This is a genomic window from Paenibacillus sp. FSL M8-0334 (assembly GCF_038000405.1).
Lineage (GTDB): Bacteria > Bacillota > Bacilli > Paenibacillales > Paenibacillaceae > Paenibacillus_AQ > Paenibacillus_AQ campinasensis.
In genome coordinates this window covers 245,531-264,688 of sequence record NZ_JBBOCH010000001.1, presented here as the reverse complement: position 1 = coordinate 264,688, position 19,158 = coordinate 245,531, and the positions used below count along the sequence as shown (strand labels likewise).

Here is a 19,158-nt window from a genome sequence, read left to right as displayed (position 1 = left end):
GCCTATACATCATGGAACAATTCAGACTCCCCCAAATACCGATGCCTAAGCTTGAGCTGCCGCAATCGATTCAGGACGTGCTGCAGGAGGCCGACGAGAAGCTTGCGCATCGCCCGAAGCTGCTGAAGCTGTTCAAGAACACATTTCCGAATACGCTGGAGACGACAACCAAGCTCTTGGATGACGGTACGACATTTGTCATTACCGGTGACATTCCGGCGATGTGGCTGCGGGATTCCGTGGAGCAAGTCGTTCATTACATTCCGTTCGCGAAGAATGACCCTGCCCTTCAGCGCATCCTGAGCGGCTTGATCAAGCGTCACTTCCAGTACATCCTGATTGACCCTTATGCGAATGCATTCAATGAGTCGGCGAATGACTGGCACTGGAATACAACGGATGAGACAGATATGTCGCCTTGGGTATGGGAACGGAAATTCGAGATCGATTCCCTCTGCTTCTCGGTGCGTTTGGCCTATCTGTATTGGAAGGAAACCGGCCTGACGGACGTATTTGACGCCAATTTCAAAAAAGCGCTGCTGACGATTGTCGAGCTGTTCAAAACCGAGCAGCATCATTTCGAGAAATCGCCGTACCGCTTCACGCGCAACAACGGCATTCCGACCGATTCCCTGCGCAACAAAGGCCTTGGCATGCCGGTCAATTATACGGGTATGATCTGGTCCGGCTTCCGCTCCAGCGATGACGCTTGCGATTTCCATTACAACATTCCGGGCAATATGTTCGCGGTGGTAGCGCTGCGCCAAATGCAGGAATTCGCTGAGTGGATCTTCCGCGACATGAAGCTGCTGGCTGAATTGAAGGAGCTGGAAGCAGAGGTTGATCATGGCATCCAGCTGTACGGCATCTATCGCCATCCGGAGTTCGGCCCGATCTACGCTTATGAGACTGACGGCTATGGCAACTACTGCTTGATGGACGATGCAGGTACGCCTGGCTTGATGTCGATTCCTTACCTTGGTTATGTATCGGCCGATGATCCGATTTACCAGAATACAAGACGCTTTGCCCTGAGCAAAGAGAATCCGTTCTACTATGAGGGCAAAGTGGCCAAAGGAATCGGCAGCCCGCACACGCCGCCGAACTACATTTGGCATATGGCGCTGTCGATGCAGGGCATCACCGCAGAGACGCCGGAAGAGAAGCTGCAGATGATTGATATGCTGGAGGCCACGGATGCGGATACCGGCTTTATGCATGAAGGCTTCCATGCGGACAATCCGCATGAGTTTACGAGAAAGTGGTTCGCTTGGTCGAACAGTCTCTTCTCACAGCTTGTGTATCAGGCGATGAAGGCAGGGATTCTGTAATGAGCAGGCTCATTGCGTTATATGATCCGTCGTTTCCGGCAGCTTCGGCTGCCGGCCTGCCGGGTTCGGCAGAGGGATTGGCAGCGTTTGACGTTGTATGCAGCGCCGCGGAGCTTGCCGACGTGCTTGCGAAGGAAACTGGCAGCGGCGCGAGCTTCGTCAATCTGCATGCACCGTATTTTCCGAAGGCGGCTTGGCTTCAGATTCTCGGCTTCCTTCGCGAGGGTGGCGGCCTTGTCAGCATCGGCGGAGCGCCGTTTAAACGTCCGGTCCGCTTCGAGGACGGCGAATGGATCGCCGAGCACGAGCAGACCGCGTACCATCAGCAGCTTCACATCCATGAAGCGCTGCCTGTTGACAGCGGACGCGTCAGCGGTCTGAAGAGCAGCGAAGACATTCCGCTGATGAGCGCAAGCAGCGGCCTGCTGGACGTGAGCGACACCTGGAATCTTGTGCCGCATGTCACCAAGAGCAGCGATCTCCCGCATCAGATGGGTTCGGCGGGTCCGATGGACACCCGCATCTATCCGCTGCTTACCGGCACGACAGATTCGGGGCGCGAAGTATCAGCGCCGGCGGTGCTGTGGGAGCATGTCGGCGGCCCATATGTCGGCGCCCGCTGGCTGTTCGTCAATCAGCCGCTCTCCTCTTCCTTCTGGGAAGGAGGAGGGGCAGAGGAGATTCGCCGCTGGGCGGAATTTTGTGCGCTCGGCGTGACTGAGCTGTGGATCAAGCCGAATTATGCTTCCTATGAAGCTGGCGAGCGCCCGGTGTTGACCTTGCAGGCTCAGCGGCTGGGCAAGGCGCTTTCAGCGCATGAGAAACAGACATGGACATTTCATATTCGGGTTGAATTGGCCGAAGATTCGGCTCTAGTCTGGGAGCATCATCTATCGGTGGATGTTACAGGTCAGTTCCATGTGCAGCGCATGGCTGTGCCGGTGGAGGTGCGGCCAGGGGCGTATCGCGTCATGTGCGAAGCGAAAGGCCCCGGCGGTGAAGTTCGCCGGTTGCGTCAAGGCTTCTGGGGAGCGGATGCGCAGCTGCTGGAGCAGGGCACACCGATCAGCGCCGGCCGGGATTATTTCATGAAGGACGGGCGCCCGCTGCCCGTCGTGGGCATGACCTATATGACGTCCGATGTGGCGCGCAAGTTTCTGTTCCTCCCGAATACGGATGTGTGGGATCGGGATATGGCCCAGATGCGTCAAGCAGGCATCAACTGGATTCGGACAGGCATATGGACCGCTTATCGCAACATCATGCAGGTGGACGGCCATGCGTCGGAAGAGGTGCTGCGCTCCATTGACGCCTTCTTGATGACGGCGAAGAAGCATGACCTGCAGGTCACCTTCACCTTCTTCTCCTTTACGCCCGAGACGTGGGAAGGCGAGAACCCGTATCTTGATCCGAGAAGCGTGGAGGCGCAGAAGCGGTTTATTCGCTCGATCATCATGCGCCATAAAAACACGAAAAACGTCGACTGGGATCTGATCAACGAACCATCGATGTTCGACCCGCCGCGGATATTCTCGGATGGGCCTCGTTCCTCGCGGGACCGGTTCGAGCGGTCGGCCTATGCCGAGTGGCTGAAGCAGCGCCATGGCCGCATTGAACGGCTGCAGGAGCGGTGGAATATGACAGCGGAACAGCTGCCTTCCTTCGAAGCGGCAGTGCCGCCGGAGCCGGAGCAAATCAACTTCGATGTCCAGGATATGCATCAGGGCAAAAAAGGACTGCAGTGGCTCGATTATGTGCTGTTCTCGATGGAGATGCATAATCGCTGGGCGAAGGAGCTGTATGAATCGATCAAAGACGTATGTCCTGATCATCTGGTTACCGTTGGACAGGATGAGGCTTTGGGCGCGCAGCGGCCGTCCCCGTTCTTCTACGCCGAGGCGGCGGATTATACAACGGTGCATTCCTGGTGGCTCAACGATTATCTGATCTGGGACGGTATCTTCGCGAAGACGCCGGACAAGCCGAATCTGATCCAAGAGACGGGCATCATGTACGTGGAGACGCCGGACGGACGGGCGAAGCGCAGTGAAGCGGAGCTTCGCAACTTGCTGGAGCGCAAGTACGCTTATGCGTTTGCAACCGGCGGTGCAGGAGCGATCCACTGGATCTGGAATACGAATTTTTATATGGATAATGCCAATGAATCACATATCGGGGCGGTTCGCGCAGACGGAACAGAGAAGCCAGAAGCGGACGTGTCCTATGATTTCGGATCGTTCATGGAAAGCATCCGTGATCTGTTCCAAGGACGCAAGCTGGAAGAGACCGCGGTTATTTTCCCATATTCGAATGATTTCTCTAACCGGAAGCTGGCGTTTGAGGCCACAACCAAGGCGACACGGGCGCTGGCTTATGAGCTGAACGTGCCGTTTAGAGGCGTAGGGGAGTACGATCTGAGTTCGCTGCGCCGCGATCCGGCCAAGCTGATCATTCTGCCGAGCGCTCATAATGTGGATGATAGTGCGTTTGCCGATCTGATCGACATCGTCAAGGAGACGGGAGCGACGCTGCTGCTGACAGGTCCTCTCAGTCTGGATGCTTATTGGCGTCCGGTGAGCCGCCTTGTAGGCGAGCTGGGCAACAGACAGCTGCACAATGTCAGACGTGAAGAAGCGCTTCGTATCGGTGAAGAGACGGTTCAGGTCTCCTATGGACACCGCAAAATCGCCGAGCTGTGCAAAGAAGTCCCTGCTGAAGCTGGAAACGGGATGGCGGTGCCATCGATCATTGAAGTTGCGCTCGGAAACGGCCGCTTGCTGTGGAGCCCGCTTCCGCTGGAGCTGAACGACCGGATCGATACGGTTGCGGCGGCTTACCGCTATGCGATGAAGAAGTCCGGAGCAGATCAGGGCCTGATCTGGCATAAAGGCGGCGAAGCGTCCGGCGTGTATGGCCGGAAAATTTCGTTTGAAGATGGCGCGCTGTTTGTATTCGGCTCGGAGCAAAGCTGGGATACGGAGATTGAAATCAAGGACCCCGTGTCGAACGCGGTATATTCCTTTATACTGGAAGCAGATCGTTCAGTACTGTTCGCTGTGAACAAGAGCGGAGAGCTGCTTGCGGTTTACCGCCCAGAAGAAGTAACGGTAGCGGCGGCACAAGGCTAATTAAGGAGGATAACGATGGATCAATCCAGAAAGGCGCATATCATTTCGCATACGCATTGGGACCGGGAATGGTACCTGCCGTATGAAAAACATCATGTACGGTTGATCGAGCTGATGGACAGCCTGCTGGCAACGATGGAGAAGGAACCGGAATACCGAAGCTTTTTCCTCGACGGGCAGACAATTATCATTGAGGACTACTTGCAGGTAAGGCCTGAGAAGAAGGAACAGCTGGAGCAGCTGATCCGCGACGGGCGCATCATTATCGGCCCTTGGTACATTCTGCAGGATGCTTTCCTGACCAGCAGTGAGGCGAACGTCAGAAACATGCAGATTGGCCATCAGGATGCGGAGAAGTACGGAACGGTAGCCAAAATCGGCTATTTCCCGGATACGTTCGGCCTGACCGGACAAATCCCGCAGCTGATGGTGCAATCCGGCATCGATAACGCCTTCTTCGGCCGGGGCGTGAAGCCGACCGGCTTCAATAACACCGTATCGGATGGCGGATATGAATCCTCCTTCTCCGAATTGATGTGGGAGGGCCCGGATGGCTCCAAGGTGCTGGGCATTCTGTTTGCCAACTGGTACAGCAACGGCAACGAAGTGCCGGTGGATAAGGAAGAGGCGAAGAAATTCTGGGACCGCAAGCTGGCGGATGCCGAGAAGTATGCCTCGACCCAAGAGCTGCTGTACATGAACGGCTGTGACCATCAGCCGATTCAGACCGATCTGCCGGAAGCGATCCGCACTGCTAAAGAGCTGTACCCGGATACCGAATTCATTCATTCGAATTTTGATGATTATCTGAAGGCGGTTCGCGAGAAGCTTCCGCAGGATCTGTCATCCGTCAAAGGCGAGCTGCGCAGCCAGCGCACTGATGGCTGGGGCACACTGGTTAACACCGCCTCGGCTCGCGTTTATTTGAAACAGATGAACCAGCGCGGACAGACGCTGCTGGAGAAAGTGGCCGAGCCGCTGGCCTCCTACGCGAGCCTCCTTGGCCGGGAATACCCGCATCATCTGTTTACGTATGCATGGAAGACGCTGATGCAGAACCATCCGCATGACAGCATCTGCGGCTGCAGCGTGGATGAGGTGCACCGCGAGATGGTCACCCGTTTCGAGAAGAGCGCCCATGTGGCCGAGAACATCCTGGACGATAGCGTACGTGTCATTGCAGACGCAGTGAATACAACGGCATTTGCCCAGTATGGGGAAGACCCATTGCCGCTGGTGGTGTTCAACACGACCGGATGGAGCCGCAGCGGTACGGTCAGCGTTGAGCTGGACGCAGAGCGTCTCTATTTCCGGGATGGCTTCTCCATTAAGGAGACAAGCCGCCGGATGAAGGATGTTGATCTATCCGGCCGCGTGCTTGTGGACGCACAGGGACAAGCCATTCCATGCACCGTCGAGGATCTCGGCCAGCAGTTCGGCTATGATCTGCCGGATGATAAATTCCGTCAGCCTTATATGTGCAGACGGGTTCGGTTGACATTTGAAGCAACCGATATTCCGGCGATGGGGCTGTCCGCCTATGCCTGGGTGAAGAGCGACCGGAAGCCTGCGGTGACAGGCACGCTATTCAGCGGTGTCCGGGTGCTGGAGAATGAGCTGCTTAAAGTGGATATTGCCGAAGACGGATCCTTTACGCTGACGGATAAGAAGAGCGGACAAGTATACCGCGACCTCGGCATCTATGAGGATACAGGGGATATCGGAAACGAGTACATGTACAAGCAGCCGGATGGCGAGCAGCCGTTGACCACGAAAGGGCTGGCGGCGACGTTCCGGGTGCTGGAGGATACGCCGTACCGGGCTTCCGTTGAAATCGTCCATAACTGGTCGATTCCGGCCTCTGCAGAGGCCAAGCTGGATGAGGAGCAGCGCGAGCTGGTGTACTATCCGTACCGCAAGTCGCAGCGCTCGGCAGAGCTGGTGCCGATGACCATCCGCACCGTGCTCAGCTTGAACCGCAGCGGTAAAGGTGTAGAGATTGAGACAACGCTGGATAATCGCGCGAAGGATCATCGTGTTCGTGCATTGTTCCCGACGGATCTGGACGCATCTTTCCATTTCGTTGACTCCATGTTCGAGGTGGCGAAGCGGAACAACGTGCCGGCCAAGGAGTGGGAAAATCCGAGCAACACGGCGCATCAGCAAGCCTTCGTGGATGTTGCTTCCGAAGGCGCGGGGCTGACCGTAGCCAACCTCGGCTTGAACGAATACGAGGTGCTGCGCGACGGCCGCAACACGATTGCCGTCACGCTGCTTCGCGCTGTGGGCGAGCTGGGCGATTGGGGGTACTTCCCGACGCCGGAAGCCCAGTGTCTGGGTGAATACACCGTGCGTATGGAAGTGATCCCGCATCAGGGCAGCGGCATCGGGGATGGAGCCTATGCCGAGGCGTACCAGTTCCAGGTGCCTTGGACAGCTGTTCAGACGGGCGTGCAGGAGGGCACGATTGCGCCTGTGTTCACACCGTTTGAATGGAATGACGGTTCGCTGGCGTTCTCCTCGCTGAAGGTGAATGCGAAGACAGGCGACCTGATGCTGCGCTGGTACAATCTTGCGGGGAATGATGCCGAACTCAACCTGAGCACTGCGCTGCCTGCCACCGGAGCTTATAAGAGCGACATTCTGGAAACGAAAGGCGCGCGTCTGGAGCTGGCCGAGGGAGGCAACCTGAGTCTTGCGGTCAAGCCTTATGAGATCGTAACGCTCGGTGTGAGAGCTGCACGCTAAAATAAGCCGCTCATGAACATGAACAAGCGCTGAGCGTTAACTTGAAACATAACATTGAATTGAACTAAAACAGCGAGCCGTCTCGGCCAACAGGCCTGGGCAGCTCGCTGTTTTTATGACCGGAAAGCAGCAGAAAGCTTGAGCAAGAGCGTGTTATTCCTCGGCGTCTATCGGTTTCTTCTCATAGGCGATAAGTGTGATGTCCCGGCCGGTAATTTGGGCGATGGTGGCCTCGGCATCCTGAATCGCCTTCAAGGTGCTGTCCTCCTCGTTCAGGGCTGCGATGGTATACTCATTCGTGCGAATTTCCATGTGGACGGCTCCTTTGTGGTAAAATTCAAGTCATACAAGGCTTCATGCTAGTTAAGTTTTCCTGTACAATGAACAAACATACGACCATATACGGATGAAAGGGGATGTTGTAACGATGATTCGGTTTCAAGGACTGCATCATGTCAGTTTGGCGGTGCGGGATCTGAAGCGGGCCAAAGTCTTTTACTCCGAAGTGCTGAAATTTCCGGAGCTGCCGCGTCCACCGTTTAATTCCAAAGGGGTGTGGTATGCGGTTGGTGATCAACAGCTGCATTTGCTCGAGCATCCGGAAGGCGATACGCTCCGTGATCGAGGTATTGATACGACGGACGGGCATTTTTCGATCTGGGTGGCTAGTTTCAGTGAGACGAAGGCATATCTGGATCAGACAGGCATTTCTTATGAGGCCAGGCCGGACAGCGTAGCCGGATTTGCTCAAATCTTTCTGCTTGATCCGGACCGTAACATTATTGAATTCGCAGCGCCATATGGGTCATAAAACGGGGCGGCAACAGTCCATGCGGAGCAAGATGCGCCGCCCGTAAGCACAACCTATCCAAAAAGCCGAACACGAAGCGGGGCTGATCCCCGATTGACGTGCTCGGCTTTTTTAGATTTTATACCGGAAATGCTCCCGGGCATCGACTTGAAGCCGTCCCCGCCAAGAATGGAGGGGAGTCACATCAAGCAGAACGGCTTTGCCGGAAGCAAATGGAGAAGAAATTAAACGCACAAACGCACAAGTCTTCAGATGCGATCCAGGAAGGATTGGATAAACGGAATCGCTGCCCCGACAGGAACTCCATTTTCCGGTGAACGGCTGAGATGAATAAAGGGCTCATGGCTCGGAAATGCCGTTTTTTCATGTACCTTTTCATGAAGAATGTGAAGATCCTGTTCTTCCAGATAAGGGGAAATATGTCCTCCAATAATGAACTCCCGGTTAATGACAAGGTGAATGTTGTTGATGGACAATGCCAGCATATCCAGAAACCGGTCCCACCTCGCCATAAACGGAGCCGCACCGGAGCGCAGCTGGGCAAAGAAATGATCGAGCGTCTCGCCTTCCTCCAGAAGTGCGCTGACAGAGCAATAGGTTTCCATGCAGCCATTCTTGCCGCAATAGCAGGAGGGCCCGTTGCGATCGATGGTCATATGCTCCACGGTACCGCTATGTCCTTCTTTTCCCATCTCAATCTGATTGTTGATGATGATGGCTCCGCCGAGGTGTCGCCCGATCGACAGGTAGACGGCATCGCCGATATCATTCCTCACCCACAGCTCGGTGGTCGCCGCACATTTGGCATCATGCACAAACCTGCAAGGATACTTGAGATATTGAGAGAATGCCGTAATTTCAAGCCCTGTAAAGTTCAGTATTTTGCCATACGTAATCTTACGTCCATCCACCGACGTCAAGGCTTGTACCGCAAGCCCGATCCCCAACACCTGTTCATCCGTTACCGCCAGCGAAGCAATGAAATCCTGGACGATCCGGCTCAGCGCTTGGTAGTAGCTGTCGGCATTGACATAAGGAAGCGGGACATCCGTCTTCTGAATAACGGTGCCAAGCAAGTCGACGGCAAGCATGCGCACCGTCTCCTTCTGAATCTCGACCCCGATGGCAACCCGGGCCTGCGGACATATCGCATAGGCGGTTGCACGCCGGCCTACAGAGGATTCAAACTGTCCGCTCTTCGCAATCAGCTGCTCTTCTTCGAGACGGACCAGATTCTGGGATACGGTGGGCAAGCTCAAGCGAAGCTGACTGGCTATTTCTTGCTTGGACAGCTTTCCCTGCTGATAGATGAGATGGTAAATCGAGGAATAGTTATTTTTTTTAATGTCTTGAAACGTGATGCTCTGATCCATGATCATACCCCGTTATATAAAGTTGTTTTGTAAAATGGATTGGCCTAATTTCAGTTTCAATATAGCATACCCAAGAAAATAAAGAAACTTTGGCAAGAAGGATTATGCCAAATTTGATCTGTTTAGGTGTTGACGAATGCGGTTTCACGTTTTATATTATAAATGCATTTTATAAAATCATTTTATAAAATTAATTTAGGGAATGGAGAGGAAACATATATGGGAATTATTGAGAAAATGCGCTTGGACGGCAAGAAGATCTTTGTTACAGGTGGCGCAAGGGGAATTGGTAAAAGTGTTGCAATCGCTTTCGCTGAAGCAGGAGCGGATCTGGCCATCGTGGACCTGGATATTGCTGAAGCGGAGAAGACTGCTGCAGAGCTTGAGCAGAACCATGGGATTAAAGCGATTGCGATCCAGACGGATGTAACGAAACCGGAAGATGTCGAGGCCATGATCGAGAAGATTCTGCATGTGTTTGGACGTCTGGATGTTGCCTTCTGCAATGCGGGGATATGCTTGAATATTCCGGCTGAAGAGATGACCTATGAGCAGTGGAAGAAAGTGATTGACATCAATCTGACCGGCGTATTCCTGACGGCGCAGGCGGCAGGCAAAGTAATGCTGAAGCAAGGCGGCGGCTCCATTATCAATACAGCCTCCATGTCCGGACATATCGTCAATGTTCCGCAGCCGCAGAGCTCGTACAACGCCTCTAAAGCCGGAGTTATCCAGTTGACGAAATCGCTGGCTGTTGAATGGGCTACCCGTAATGTGCGTGTGAATTGCATAAGCCCCGGTTATATCGGTACCGAGCTTACGCTGAATTCGCCCAGCCTGAAGCCGCTCATTGCGCAGTGGAACGAGATGGCCCCGCTCGGACGGATGGGAAGACCGGAAGAACTGCAATCGATCTGCGTGTATCTTGCGGGCGACACCAGCAGTTTTACAACAGGAGCCGACTTTGTGGTGGATGGAGCGTTTACTTGCATTTAACCGCGCAGCAACCGACGTTGTGCACATAAACAGGAGGACAACTCGATGAATTATTTACTTGGAACAGATATTGGCACGTCCGGCACCAAGACCATTCTGATGGATGTGGAGGGCAATCTCATCGCTCAGGATCTTCAGGAGTATGATGTGTTGACACCTAAACCGCTGTGGGCCGAGCAGTGGCCGGATGTTTGGCTCCAGGCAGCCAAAGCCTCGATTAAAAACACCGTTAGAAAATCACGCATCCCGCCAGAACACATTCGCGGCATCGCCATCAGCGGCCTGTACGGCGGCTCGGGCATTCCGCTGGATGAGAACATGGAGCCGGTGAGACCGTGCATGATCTGGATGGACCGGAGAGCTGAAAAGGAAGCGCAGTGGGTTCTTGACCATATCGGCGAGGAGAAGCTGCGCCGGATTACGCATAATGGAGCCGATCCTTACTATGGCTTTACCAAGATGCTGTGGATGAAAAACAATGAGCCTGATCATTGGAACAAAACGAAGCTGTTCTTGCCTCCGAATGATTATGTCATCTACAAACTGACCGGAGAGGTCGCCATCGATTATTCATCGGCTGGCAATATTGGCGGCATCTTTGATATGAATACGAGAACCTGGTCGTCCGAGATGATGGAGGCGATGGGCATTCCGCGGTCGATGATGCCGGACAGACTGGTGGAATCGACTGACGTGGTAGGCGGCTTGACGAAGGAAGCGGCAGCCGAATTGGGGCTGGCTCCAGGCATGCCGGTAGTCGCCAGCGGGATTGACTGCGGCGCAGCCAACATTGGGCTGGGCGTGTTCGAATCCGGCGTCTACGCGGCGGCCATCGGGACATCGATGTGCGCGGCGCTGATCTCCGACAAGCCGGTGAAGGGCAAGGACCTGATCGCCTGGCCTTATCTGTACGATGCGAAGCGTCTCTCTTATTATTTTGCAGGGGGAGCGACTGCCGGGGCGATTGTGAAATGGTTCCGCCAAACGATGTGCCAATTTGAGCTGGAAGCTGAACAGGCAGGCGGAAAAAAAGCGTACGACGTGCTGAATGAGCAGGCCGCTGCCATTAAGGCAGGAAGTGAAGGGCTGATTGTGCTCCCTTATTTTATGGGAGAGCGAAGTCCAATCTGGGATTCGGATGCCAAGGGAACGATTGTCGGGCTGTCGCTGGCCCATACGAAAGCGCATATCTACAGAGCCTTCATGGAAGCGGTTGCCTACTCCTTGCGCGATGCGATGGAAGCGACTGCGGAAGATCTGGGCGAGTATATTCTACTTGCTGGCGGGGTCACGAAATCGAGGCTGTGGAGACAGATTTTTGCCGATGTGACGGGTTATCCGATTGTATGTCCCGTGCACGATGTGGAGGCGAATATGGGGGATGTGATGCTGGCCGGTATCGGCACAGGGCTGCTGACCTACGAGGACGTGAAGAAGTGGCAGGTGCTGGATGAGAAGATCATGCCGGATCCGCACAATCATGATCAATACAATGAATATTACCAGGTGTATAAATCGGTTTACAATAATTTGAAGCTGGATATGAAGGCGTTGACGCGGCTGGCTTGATCGACTGATCACAGACCAATCGCTTCAGGAGGGAACCAAATTTGCTGGAAAAGGATATGTGAGCAGATGAACAAATGGAAGAAAAGAATCGGTTATGGTGTTGGTGATTTGGGCTGCAACCTTGTATTTAGCACTATGGCGTCTTATTTGATGTTTTTTTATACCGATGTGTTTGGCATTACTGCAGCCGCCGCCGGAACTTTAATGCTGGTAACCAAAATCTTTGATGCGATAACGGATACCGGCATGGGGCTACTGGTTGACCGGACGAAGACCAGATGGGGGCAAGGAAGGCCGTACTTTCTGATCGGCGCGCTCCCTTTTGCCGTGTTCACGGTGCTGACGTTTATCGTCCCTGATTTCAGCATGACGGGAAAAGTGATCTGGGCTTATGTGACGTATACGCTGTTATGCACGGCCTATACGGTGGTGAATATTCCGTTAAACACGATTGTGCCGCGGCTCACTTCGGATGTGCATGAGCGGAACTGGCTCGTCTCCACAAGAATGATCTGCGCATTGATTGGAACCGCTTTAGTGATGTCGATCACGATGCCGCTTGTTGAGTTTTTTGGCAAGGGAAATACCCAGCAGGGCTTCCTCATTACGATGTCGCTCTATGGTGTGATCGCGATGCTGATCTTTGTGTTCACCTTTATGAATACGGAAGAGGTTGTCCCTCCGTCCGTCAAGCGCACGAAATCGTCATTCCGTGAGGACTTTAAAGGTTTAACGGATCAGGCGTGGATCTTCTTTATCTTGAATTTTCTGTACTTTGCCTTGTTTGTTATCCGGAACACAACGGTCATCTATTATTTCACATACAATCTCGGGCGGACGGATTGGCTGACGTTTGTCGGACTGTTCGGCATTCTGTCCGGGCTGCCGATGCTGCTTGTGCTGCCTTGGCTGCAAAGAAGGATGTCGAAGAAACATGTGCTGCTGTTAAGCGCAGCCATTTATATTGTCGGTGATTTCATCATCTATTTCGGAAAAACATCACCTGTGATGCTTATTGCAGGGCTGGCGATCACCGGTCTTGGCATTTACGGGATATTCGGCACCACCTTTGCCATTCAGCCGGACGTGATCGACTATTCAGAGTATAAAAAGAAAAAGAGCATCTCTGGCATGATCGCGGCCTTCCAAGGCTTCTTCGTCAAAGGGAGCATGGGGCTTGCCAGCGCGCTGGTCGGCGCTTTCCTGAATATGGGCGGCTATGTCCCGAATATGACACAAACCGCTACCGCGTTAACGTATATTGAAATTTCGTTTATATGGGTTCCTTTGATGCTGTGCGTGCTGATCGGGATTACGACGCTCTTCTATAAGCTCGACCCGATGCGCTCGGAAATGGATGCAGAGCTTGAAGGAAGGCGCGCTGCCGTTAGCGGCCACGCGGTGAATATGTAATTGACCAAACGACAGCCCGTCTCGGCTGTCGTTTGTTGCTGTTGTGGGCCAGGACGCCGCGTTGGCGCTCCTGGCTTCTTTGTCCGAGGAACCGGAGCTTCCGTGTAATAAATTCCATATAATTCAATTAAATGAATTTATTTTACATGATGAGTACATCGGAAAAGCATTATTGTAAATTTTTTCCGATAGTATATATAAGGATTCAGTCGCATGTTCTGCCGTAATAGACTTGTCAATTTTGACTTGCGATAGAATTGTCCGCTTCAAGCAACCGCAGACGAATCAGTTTCATCTCGAAGATATGGACACCGTCAGGTGCTCAGGATTCATGTGGATTGTTGTCACTTAGACGACGCGGATGGCGAATCGTGCAAGTGCAAATCGTAGTCAGAATGATGGGCATGTGAAGAAGCTTATGTAGCAGCAGTCCAGTTTGGATATTTGGAGAGGGGGGTGGAGAGAAGGGGATTCGAACGGGAAATGAACATGTTCCAGGTGCAGAACTTAACGGCTGAAGCGAACCGTGGGAAAAGATCCATAAATCGGCAAGTATGCTGCATTCGGCATGATGTCGAACGTTCCAAACCTTCCATTTCTCGTATCGCAATTTCTGTACCGTGGAACATCAACTTCCTCCCTCCCGAACTGTTCCTTTTAGAATGCTGCATTAGGATTATCGCAGTCAGTTTCGAGATTGCGCTCTGGAAATTTGAGAGAGTTTTGGCCACTGGCGGGTACCTTCATTGCTGGTGCTCGGGTTACACTGCTCGCTCGTGTCTTCACGGGGATCTTAAGTCGAAGTAGAGCGCTATACCCTCCTTGCCAATAAATGCAATGCTAACCGGACTGTGTTTATGCTCACTGAGAGTCAGGGAGGGACTGATGAAGGGACACAATCTTGATTATTGACAGGATCATCATGTCATGGCAAGGCTGGGATGTGAAATGATGCAAGGTGAGTGATGGTGAGGGCTAGGGAAGGCAAGCTATGAACGTGAATCTATAATGAAATGGGGTGGGTCTTTCAAATGTCTCAGTCCAATATTCCTAATATTACACCTGTCATTACTGTTAGCAGAGACGATGCAATCAATCTCCTTCTGTCATCAATTGCGATGGAGGAGCTTGGGCTCAGCCATATTATTAATGCAGAGGGAGAAAAACTGCAGTATGTGCTCGGCACTTTACCGGGATTAACAGGACCTGGTGCCACGCTTAGCGATCTTCTTTTAATGAATGAAAGTGTAAGGAGCACCCTTCAGGACTTGACGAAAAAAGAATGGCTGCTGTAGAGCAAACTGGAGAGCATTCTGTCAACTCCGATCTCTGTCGGGCCGCCTGGACCAACAGGTCCTACAGGATCGACGGGAGGACTTGAACCGGGTGCTTCTTTATTCACCGTTCAGGGAACAACGGGAGCAGCAACGATCGGGGTGGGGGACAGCTTTATTTTTCAGTCAGACACACTTGATGTATCGGTATCAAGCGGGTCTGCAATTGTGCAAATTGAAAACGTGTCATCTATAACCGGGGCCACGGGAATAACAGGGGCAACCGGAGTAACTGGTGAGCCGGGAGTGACTGGAGCTACCGGAGCCACTGGGGCTACGGGTGCAACCGGAGGGACCGGGGCGACAGGCGAAGCTGGAGTGACTGGTGAGACAGGAGCGACCGGGGCAACGGGAGTAACTGGGGTGACCGGAGAGACGGGAGCGACCGGAGCCACAGGAGAAGCTGGAGTGACTGGCGAGACCGGAGCGACCGGGGCTACAGGAGAAGCAGGAGTGACTGGCGAAACAGGAGCGACCGGGGCTACAGGAGAAGCAGGGGTGACTGGTGAGACAGGAGCGACCGGTGCCACGGGAGCAACTGGGGTGACCGGAGAAACGGGAGCGACCGGAGCCACAGGAGAAGCTGGAGTGACTGGCGAGACCGGAGCGACTGGGGCCACAGGCGAACCTGGAGTGACTGGCGAGACCGGAGCGACCGGAGCCACAGGCGAACCTGGAGTGACTGGTGAGACCGGAGCGACTGGGGCCACAGGAGAAGCTGGGGCGACTGGTGAAACGGGAGCGACTGGGGCAACTGGTGAAGCCGGGGTGACTGGCGAAACAGGAGCCACCGGAGCCACAGGAGAAGCTGGAGTGACTGGCGAGACCGGAGCGACCGGGGCCACAGGTGAAACCGGCCCAACAGGTCCGCCAGGACCGACAGGAGCACTTGAACCGGGCGCTACTTTATTCAGTGTTCAGGGTACAACAGGAGAAGCCACCATTGGCATGGGAGAGAGTTTTATTTTTGAGTCAGAAACACTCGATGTTTCAGTAACCAGCGGCTCAGCAGTGATACAGATTGAAAATATTTCTTCGATCACCGGAGCCACCGGAACGACCGGTGCTACAGGCGAGACGGGGGTCACGGGAGTGACCGGAGCAACAGGCGCTACAGGAGCAACAGGAGCAACTGGAGTAACTGGTGCTACCGGAGCGACCGGAGCCACTGGAACGACGGGAGCGACCGGCGTGGCTGGCCCGACTGGACCAGTTTTGGGGGTTGATGGGTTCTCGGCACTAGCAAGTGCTCCGACAATAGCGGATCGACGCAGTTAACTGGCTTTACCGTCACCAGTCCTTTTTATAACAATGGCACCTTCAATCCAGCAACCGGAAACTTTACCGTGCCGACCACCGGCAGGTACTCCGTTAAAGCGACCATCAATTATGCAACGACGGCAGCTCTGACGGTATCTTTAGGGACGGGAATCAACCCGGCATTTGTGATCCGCCGGACTTCGGCTCCTGTCACGAATTTATTGAATGGGCTTTTCCCGGTATTGAATGTGAATATTGCTCTAGTCTTATCCCTACGGGCTATTCTTGGGAGCGGCACAGTGACATTAGGGGGAGATGTGGAGCTGAATGCAGGCGATGTGATCGGATTGTTTTATGAAGCAAACGGCTTGACAATTCCGCTGAATATCGGCGGTCCGACCCCGGGCATTGTGTGGTCCATGCACCGAATTGTATGATGCATTCGTGTAGTTTGTAGATCTTAATGTAATCAGGTCGACCTCCATGGGACTGGAAGCCTTTGGGGGTCGATATTTTTGATCGTGAAGGATGTCTCCTGCGATCCTGCATTGAGCATATTTCATTTCATAGAGAATTGGAACATTTTGTCGTAGCCGCAACCAACCTATTTTGTTAAATTGGAACTATATGGATCAAATGGTTGAAAGTATGGGTTGGAAGATGCGGAGGGGACTGAAGAGGATGAGGAACGAAGTTTTGTCGATACGGGATTTACGGATGAAGTTTAATCAGCGTTATGTGCTGAATGGCATTGATCTGGATGTGAGGGAAGGGGAGATGATTGGCTATATCGGGCCGAACGGAGCTGGGAAGAGTACCACAGTAAAAATATTGCTCGGCTTGACGAAGGGATATACGGGGACGGTGCGTGTCTTCGGTGAAGATATTGATGCGGGAAGTTACGAATATAAGCGCAGAATCGGCTATGTTCCGGAGGTCGCAGAGCTGTATGATCAGTTGACCGCTTCAGAATATTTGACGTTTACCGGGGAGCTGTACGGGCTGTCGGCAGATGATGCGGATTCTAAGGCTCGACAGTTGATGGAATGCTTTGAACTGGAAAAGGTCTACCATTCCAGGATCGCTACGTTCTCCAAAGGGATGCGGCAGAAGGTGCTGCTCATTTCCAGCCTGCTGCATGACCCGGATCTGTTGTTTCTGGACGAGCCGCTAAGCGGGCTTGATGCCAATAGTGTGATGGTGGTGAAGGAGATTTTGGCGCTATTGTCAGCTCAGGGAAAAACGATCTTTTACTCCTCTCATATTATGGATGTAGTAGAGAAGATCAGCAGCCGGATCATTCTGCTTGCTGATGGCCGGATTGCGGCCGATGGCACCTTTCAGGAATTGCAGCAGCAATCCTCGGAGGGGACGCTGGAGGAAGTGTTCAATCAGTTGACCGGATTCCATGAACACGCCTCCATTGCCCAGCGGTTTGTTTCGATTGTTCGGGAGGGTGATTAATATGCGGGAAGCGGATCAACAGTTTCGAATCTTGCGTCTGCTGGACCGGCTTCAACCTCTTCTAAGGACAACCGGCATCCATTATCCGACCCTGCGCCGGATCCTTCAGGTAAAATTGCTGATGGATCGGCGAAGAGTTCCCACCCTCTTGTCGAACCGAAACCGGAGCGAGGACGAGGAAGTTAATTATTTTGTGCGTTCCTTGTGGTTGTATGCTCTGCTCGGCTTGATGCTTGTTCTGTTTATGATGCTGGAAACCCAATATATGCTGCTAATGAGTCTGGTAATGGGAATCCTGATGTTCTTCATCATGATGTCTATGATTTCGGATTTCTCAGCTGTCATGCTTGATGTAAGGGACCGAAGCATTATTATGACCCGGCCGGTTGATGGCAGAACTGTCGGCATGGCAAGGGCTATACATACCGCTATCTATTTGTTGATGCTAACAGGTTCACTGGCCGCTGCTTCGCTTGTTGCGGGGCTCATCAAGCACGGCGTTCTCTTTTTTGTTATATACGTTATCGAATTGGTGTTGGTGAATCTTCTGATTCTGGTTGTGACTTCGGTGACTTATCTGCTGCTGATGAAGTATTTAAATGGAGAGAAACTGAAGGACATTATTAATTATGTGCAAATCGGGCTGACGGTTGTCCTCGCGGTTGGCTATCAGTTTGTTATCCGATCTTTTAATTTTGCGGGGATGGATATGGCTTTTGAACCGGTTTGGTGGCAGCTGTTCCTTCCGCCTGTATGGTATGCAGCTCCGTATGAATGGCTGATAGGAAGCGGAGGCAGCGCATGGCTGTACTTGTTGTCAGCGCTGGCTTTGATTGTCCCGATTATTTTATTGATGCTGTATGTTCGGTTAATGGCCTCTTTCGAGCAGCATCTCGAAAAGCTGGCGCATAGCGATGCGGGAAGGGGGCGTCCCCGTGATCGCTTTGACCGCATGCTGTCCAAATTGGTCTGCCGGACGGAAGAGGAAAGATCCTGCTTTCGATTCTCCGCCATTATGCTGCGGACGGAGCGGGAGTTTAAGCTCAAGGTTTACCCGTCACTGGGGATGGCGCTTTTCTTCCCATACCTTTTTCTCTTTTCTATGTCGAATTCAGGGTCAGCTTGGTCGGAGGTTCGGGAAAGCAGCTTTTTCTATTTCCTGTACATGATGCCGCTGATGATCATTTCGGCTGTTTTCATGCTTAAATATTCAGGGAAATCAAAAGCGTTCTGGCTGTTTGGGGCAGCGCCTTTTTCGAATCTTGATCCGCTGTACAAAGGAGCACTTAAAGCATTCGTGGTCAAAATATACCTGCCGCTCTATTTCGTGAATGCCACCGTGTTTGCATTTATATTTGGATCTCGGATTATACCGGATCTGCTCGGTATTTTACTGGTTGGAACAGCTGTTGTACCGTTGTTTGGCAAGGTCATGCTCAGTGATCCGCCATTTTCGCAATCATTCTCCATGGCCAATCAGAGCGGCGGAGGAATGGTATTTGCCGCAATGTTCGTTCTTGGAGCGGTGGTGGCGATTCATATCGCGAGCCGCATGCATGTTCTGGGCATGGCGGCCTTCATTCTCGCGCTGCTCATCATCAATGTATGGAGATGGAAGAGGACGTATAGCTCGGCTAAGCAATCTATCGAGCATTAACAACGAACGGGTGTTCTTGTATAATTGACATATAGTCAATTAACTCCATCTATTCGCTTCAAGACTTCCTCTCG

Annotated in this window: 12 protein-coding genes and 1 pseudogene; 11 read left to right on the top strand and 2 right to left on the bottom strand. The window is 52.9% G+C overall.

What is annotated here, in order from left to right; translation table 11 throughout:
* Positions 1 to 11: 11 nt before the first annotated feature.
* The 3 genes from MKX64_RS01185 to MKX64_RS01175 are packed head-to-tail and all read left to right on the top strand — an operon-like array spanning position 12 to position 7,207.
* Positions 12 to 1,331, top strand: coding sequence for a glycoside hydrolase family 125 protein (locus tag MKX64_RS01185; RefSeq protein ID WP_095263240.1), 1,320 nt, complete (start codon positions 12 to 14; stop codon positions 1,329 to 1,331).
* The gene (locus tag MKX64_RS01180) at positions 1,331 to 4,459 is read left to right on the top strand and encodes an alpha-amylase family protein (RefSeq protein WP_341035232.1); all 3,129 of its coding nucleotides are present in this window, start codon (positions 1,331 to 1,333) and stop codon (positions 4,457 to 4,459) included. Before MKX64_RS01185 ends, MKX64_RS01180 begins: the two co-directional genes overlap by 1 nt.
* Before the next feature lie 15 nt (positions 4,460 to 4,474).
* Complete coding sequence (locus MKX64_RS01175; RefSeq protein WP_341035231.1) at positions 4,475 to 7,207, top strand: alpha-mannosidase; 2,733 nt, start codon at positions 4,475 to 4,477, stop codon at positions 7,205 to 7,207.
* Positions 7,208 to 7,360: 153 nt separating this feature from the next.
* On the opposite strand, the gene MKX64_RS01170 is transcribed toward MKX64_RS01175, so the two are convergent.
* Positions 7,361 to 7,519, bottom strand: a complete 159-nt coding sequence (locus MKX64_RS01170) for a hypothetical protein (RefSeq protein WP_176475451.1) — start codon at positions 7,517 to 7,519, stop codon at positions 7,361 to 7,363.
* Between the two features lie 115 nt (positions 7,520 to 7,634).
* Between MKX64_RS01170 and MKX64_RS01165 the strand changes: the two genes are divergently transcribed.
* Positions 7,635 to 8,018 (top strand): VOC family protein, encoded by a 384-nt coding sequence (locus tag MKX64_RS01165; protein WP_095263243.1) that lies wholly within the window; start codon positions 7,635 to 7,637, stop codon positions 8,016 to 8,018.
* A gap of 248 nt (positions 8,019 to 8,266) precedes the next feature.
* On the opposite strand, the gene MKX64_RS01160 is transcribed toward MKX64_RS01165, so the two are convergent.
* On the bottom strand, positions 8,267 to 9,391 hold the full coding sequence (locus tag MKX64_RS01160) for an ROK family transcriptional regulator (protein WP_095263244.1): 1,125 nt from the start codon (positions 9,389 to 9,391) through the stop codon (positions 8,267 to 8,269).
* Between the two features lie 219 nt (positions 9,392 to 9,610).
* Between MKX64_RS01160 and MKX64_RS01155 the strand changes: the two genes are divergently transcribed.
* The 7 genes and pseudogenes from MKX64_RS01155 (at position 9,611) to MKX64_RS01120 (ending at position 19,084) form a co-directional block, all read left to right on the top strand.
* Positions 9,611 to 10,387 carry an SDR family oxidoreductase gene (locus MKX64_RS01155; protein WP_095263316.1) on the top strand — a complete coding sequence of 259 codons (777 nt, stop codon included), beginning with the start codon at positions 9,611 to 9,613 and terminating at the stop codon, positions 10,385 to 10,387.
* A 45-nt stretch (positions 10,388 to 10,432) separates the two neighbouring features.
* The gene (locus tag MKX64_RS01150; protein ID WP_095263246.1) at positions 10,433 to 11,956 is read left to right on the top strand and encodes an FGGY-family carbohydrate kinase; all 1,524 of its coding nucleotides are present in this window, start codon (positions 10,433 to 10,435) and stop codon (positions 11,954 to 11,956) included.
* 66 nt (positions 11,957 to 12,022) lie between these two features.
* Positions 12,023 to 13,369, top strand: a complete 1,347-nt coding sequence (locus MKX64_RS01145; protein ID WP_095263247.1) for an MFS transporter — start codon at positions 12,023 to 12,025, stop codon at positions 13,367 to 13,369.
* A gap of 1,031 nt (positions 13,370 to 14,400) precedes the next feature.
* Positions 14,401 to 15,981 (top strand): annotated as a pseudogene (locus MKX64_RS01135) (collagen-like triple helix repeat-containing protein).
* A gap of 281 nt (positions 15,982 to 16,262) precedes the next feature.
* Positions 16,263 to 16,400: a hypothetical protein gene (locus MKX64_RS01130; protein WP_217989071.1), complete on the top strand. Its 138-nt coding sequence runs from the start codon at positions 16,263 to 16,265 to the stop codon at positions 16,398 to 16,400.
* 244 nt (positions 16,401 to 16,644) lie between these two features.
* Positions 16,645 to 17,427 carry an ABC transporter ATP-binding protein gene (locus MKX64_RS01125; RefSeq protein ID WP_095263248.1) on the top strand — a complete coding sequence of 261 codons (783 nt, stop codon included), beginning with the start codon at positions 16,645 to 16,647 and terminating at the stop codon, positions 17,425 to 17,427.
* Position 17,428: 1 nt separating this feature from the next.
* Positions 17,429 to 19,084 carry a hypothetical protein gene (locus MKX64_RS01120; RefSeq protein ID WP_095397496.1) on the top strand — a complete coding sequence of 552 codons (1,656 nt, stop codon included), beginning with the start codon at positions 17,429 to 17,431 and terminating at the stop codon, positions 19,082 to 19,084.
* Positions 19,085 to 19,158 lie beyond the last annotated feature (74 nt).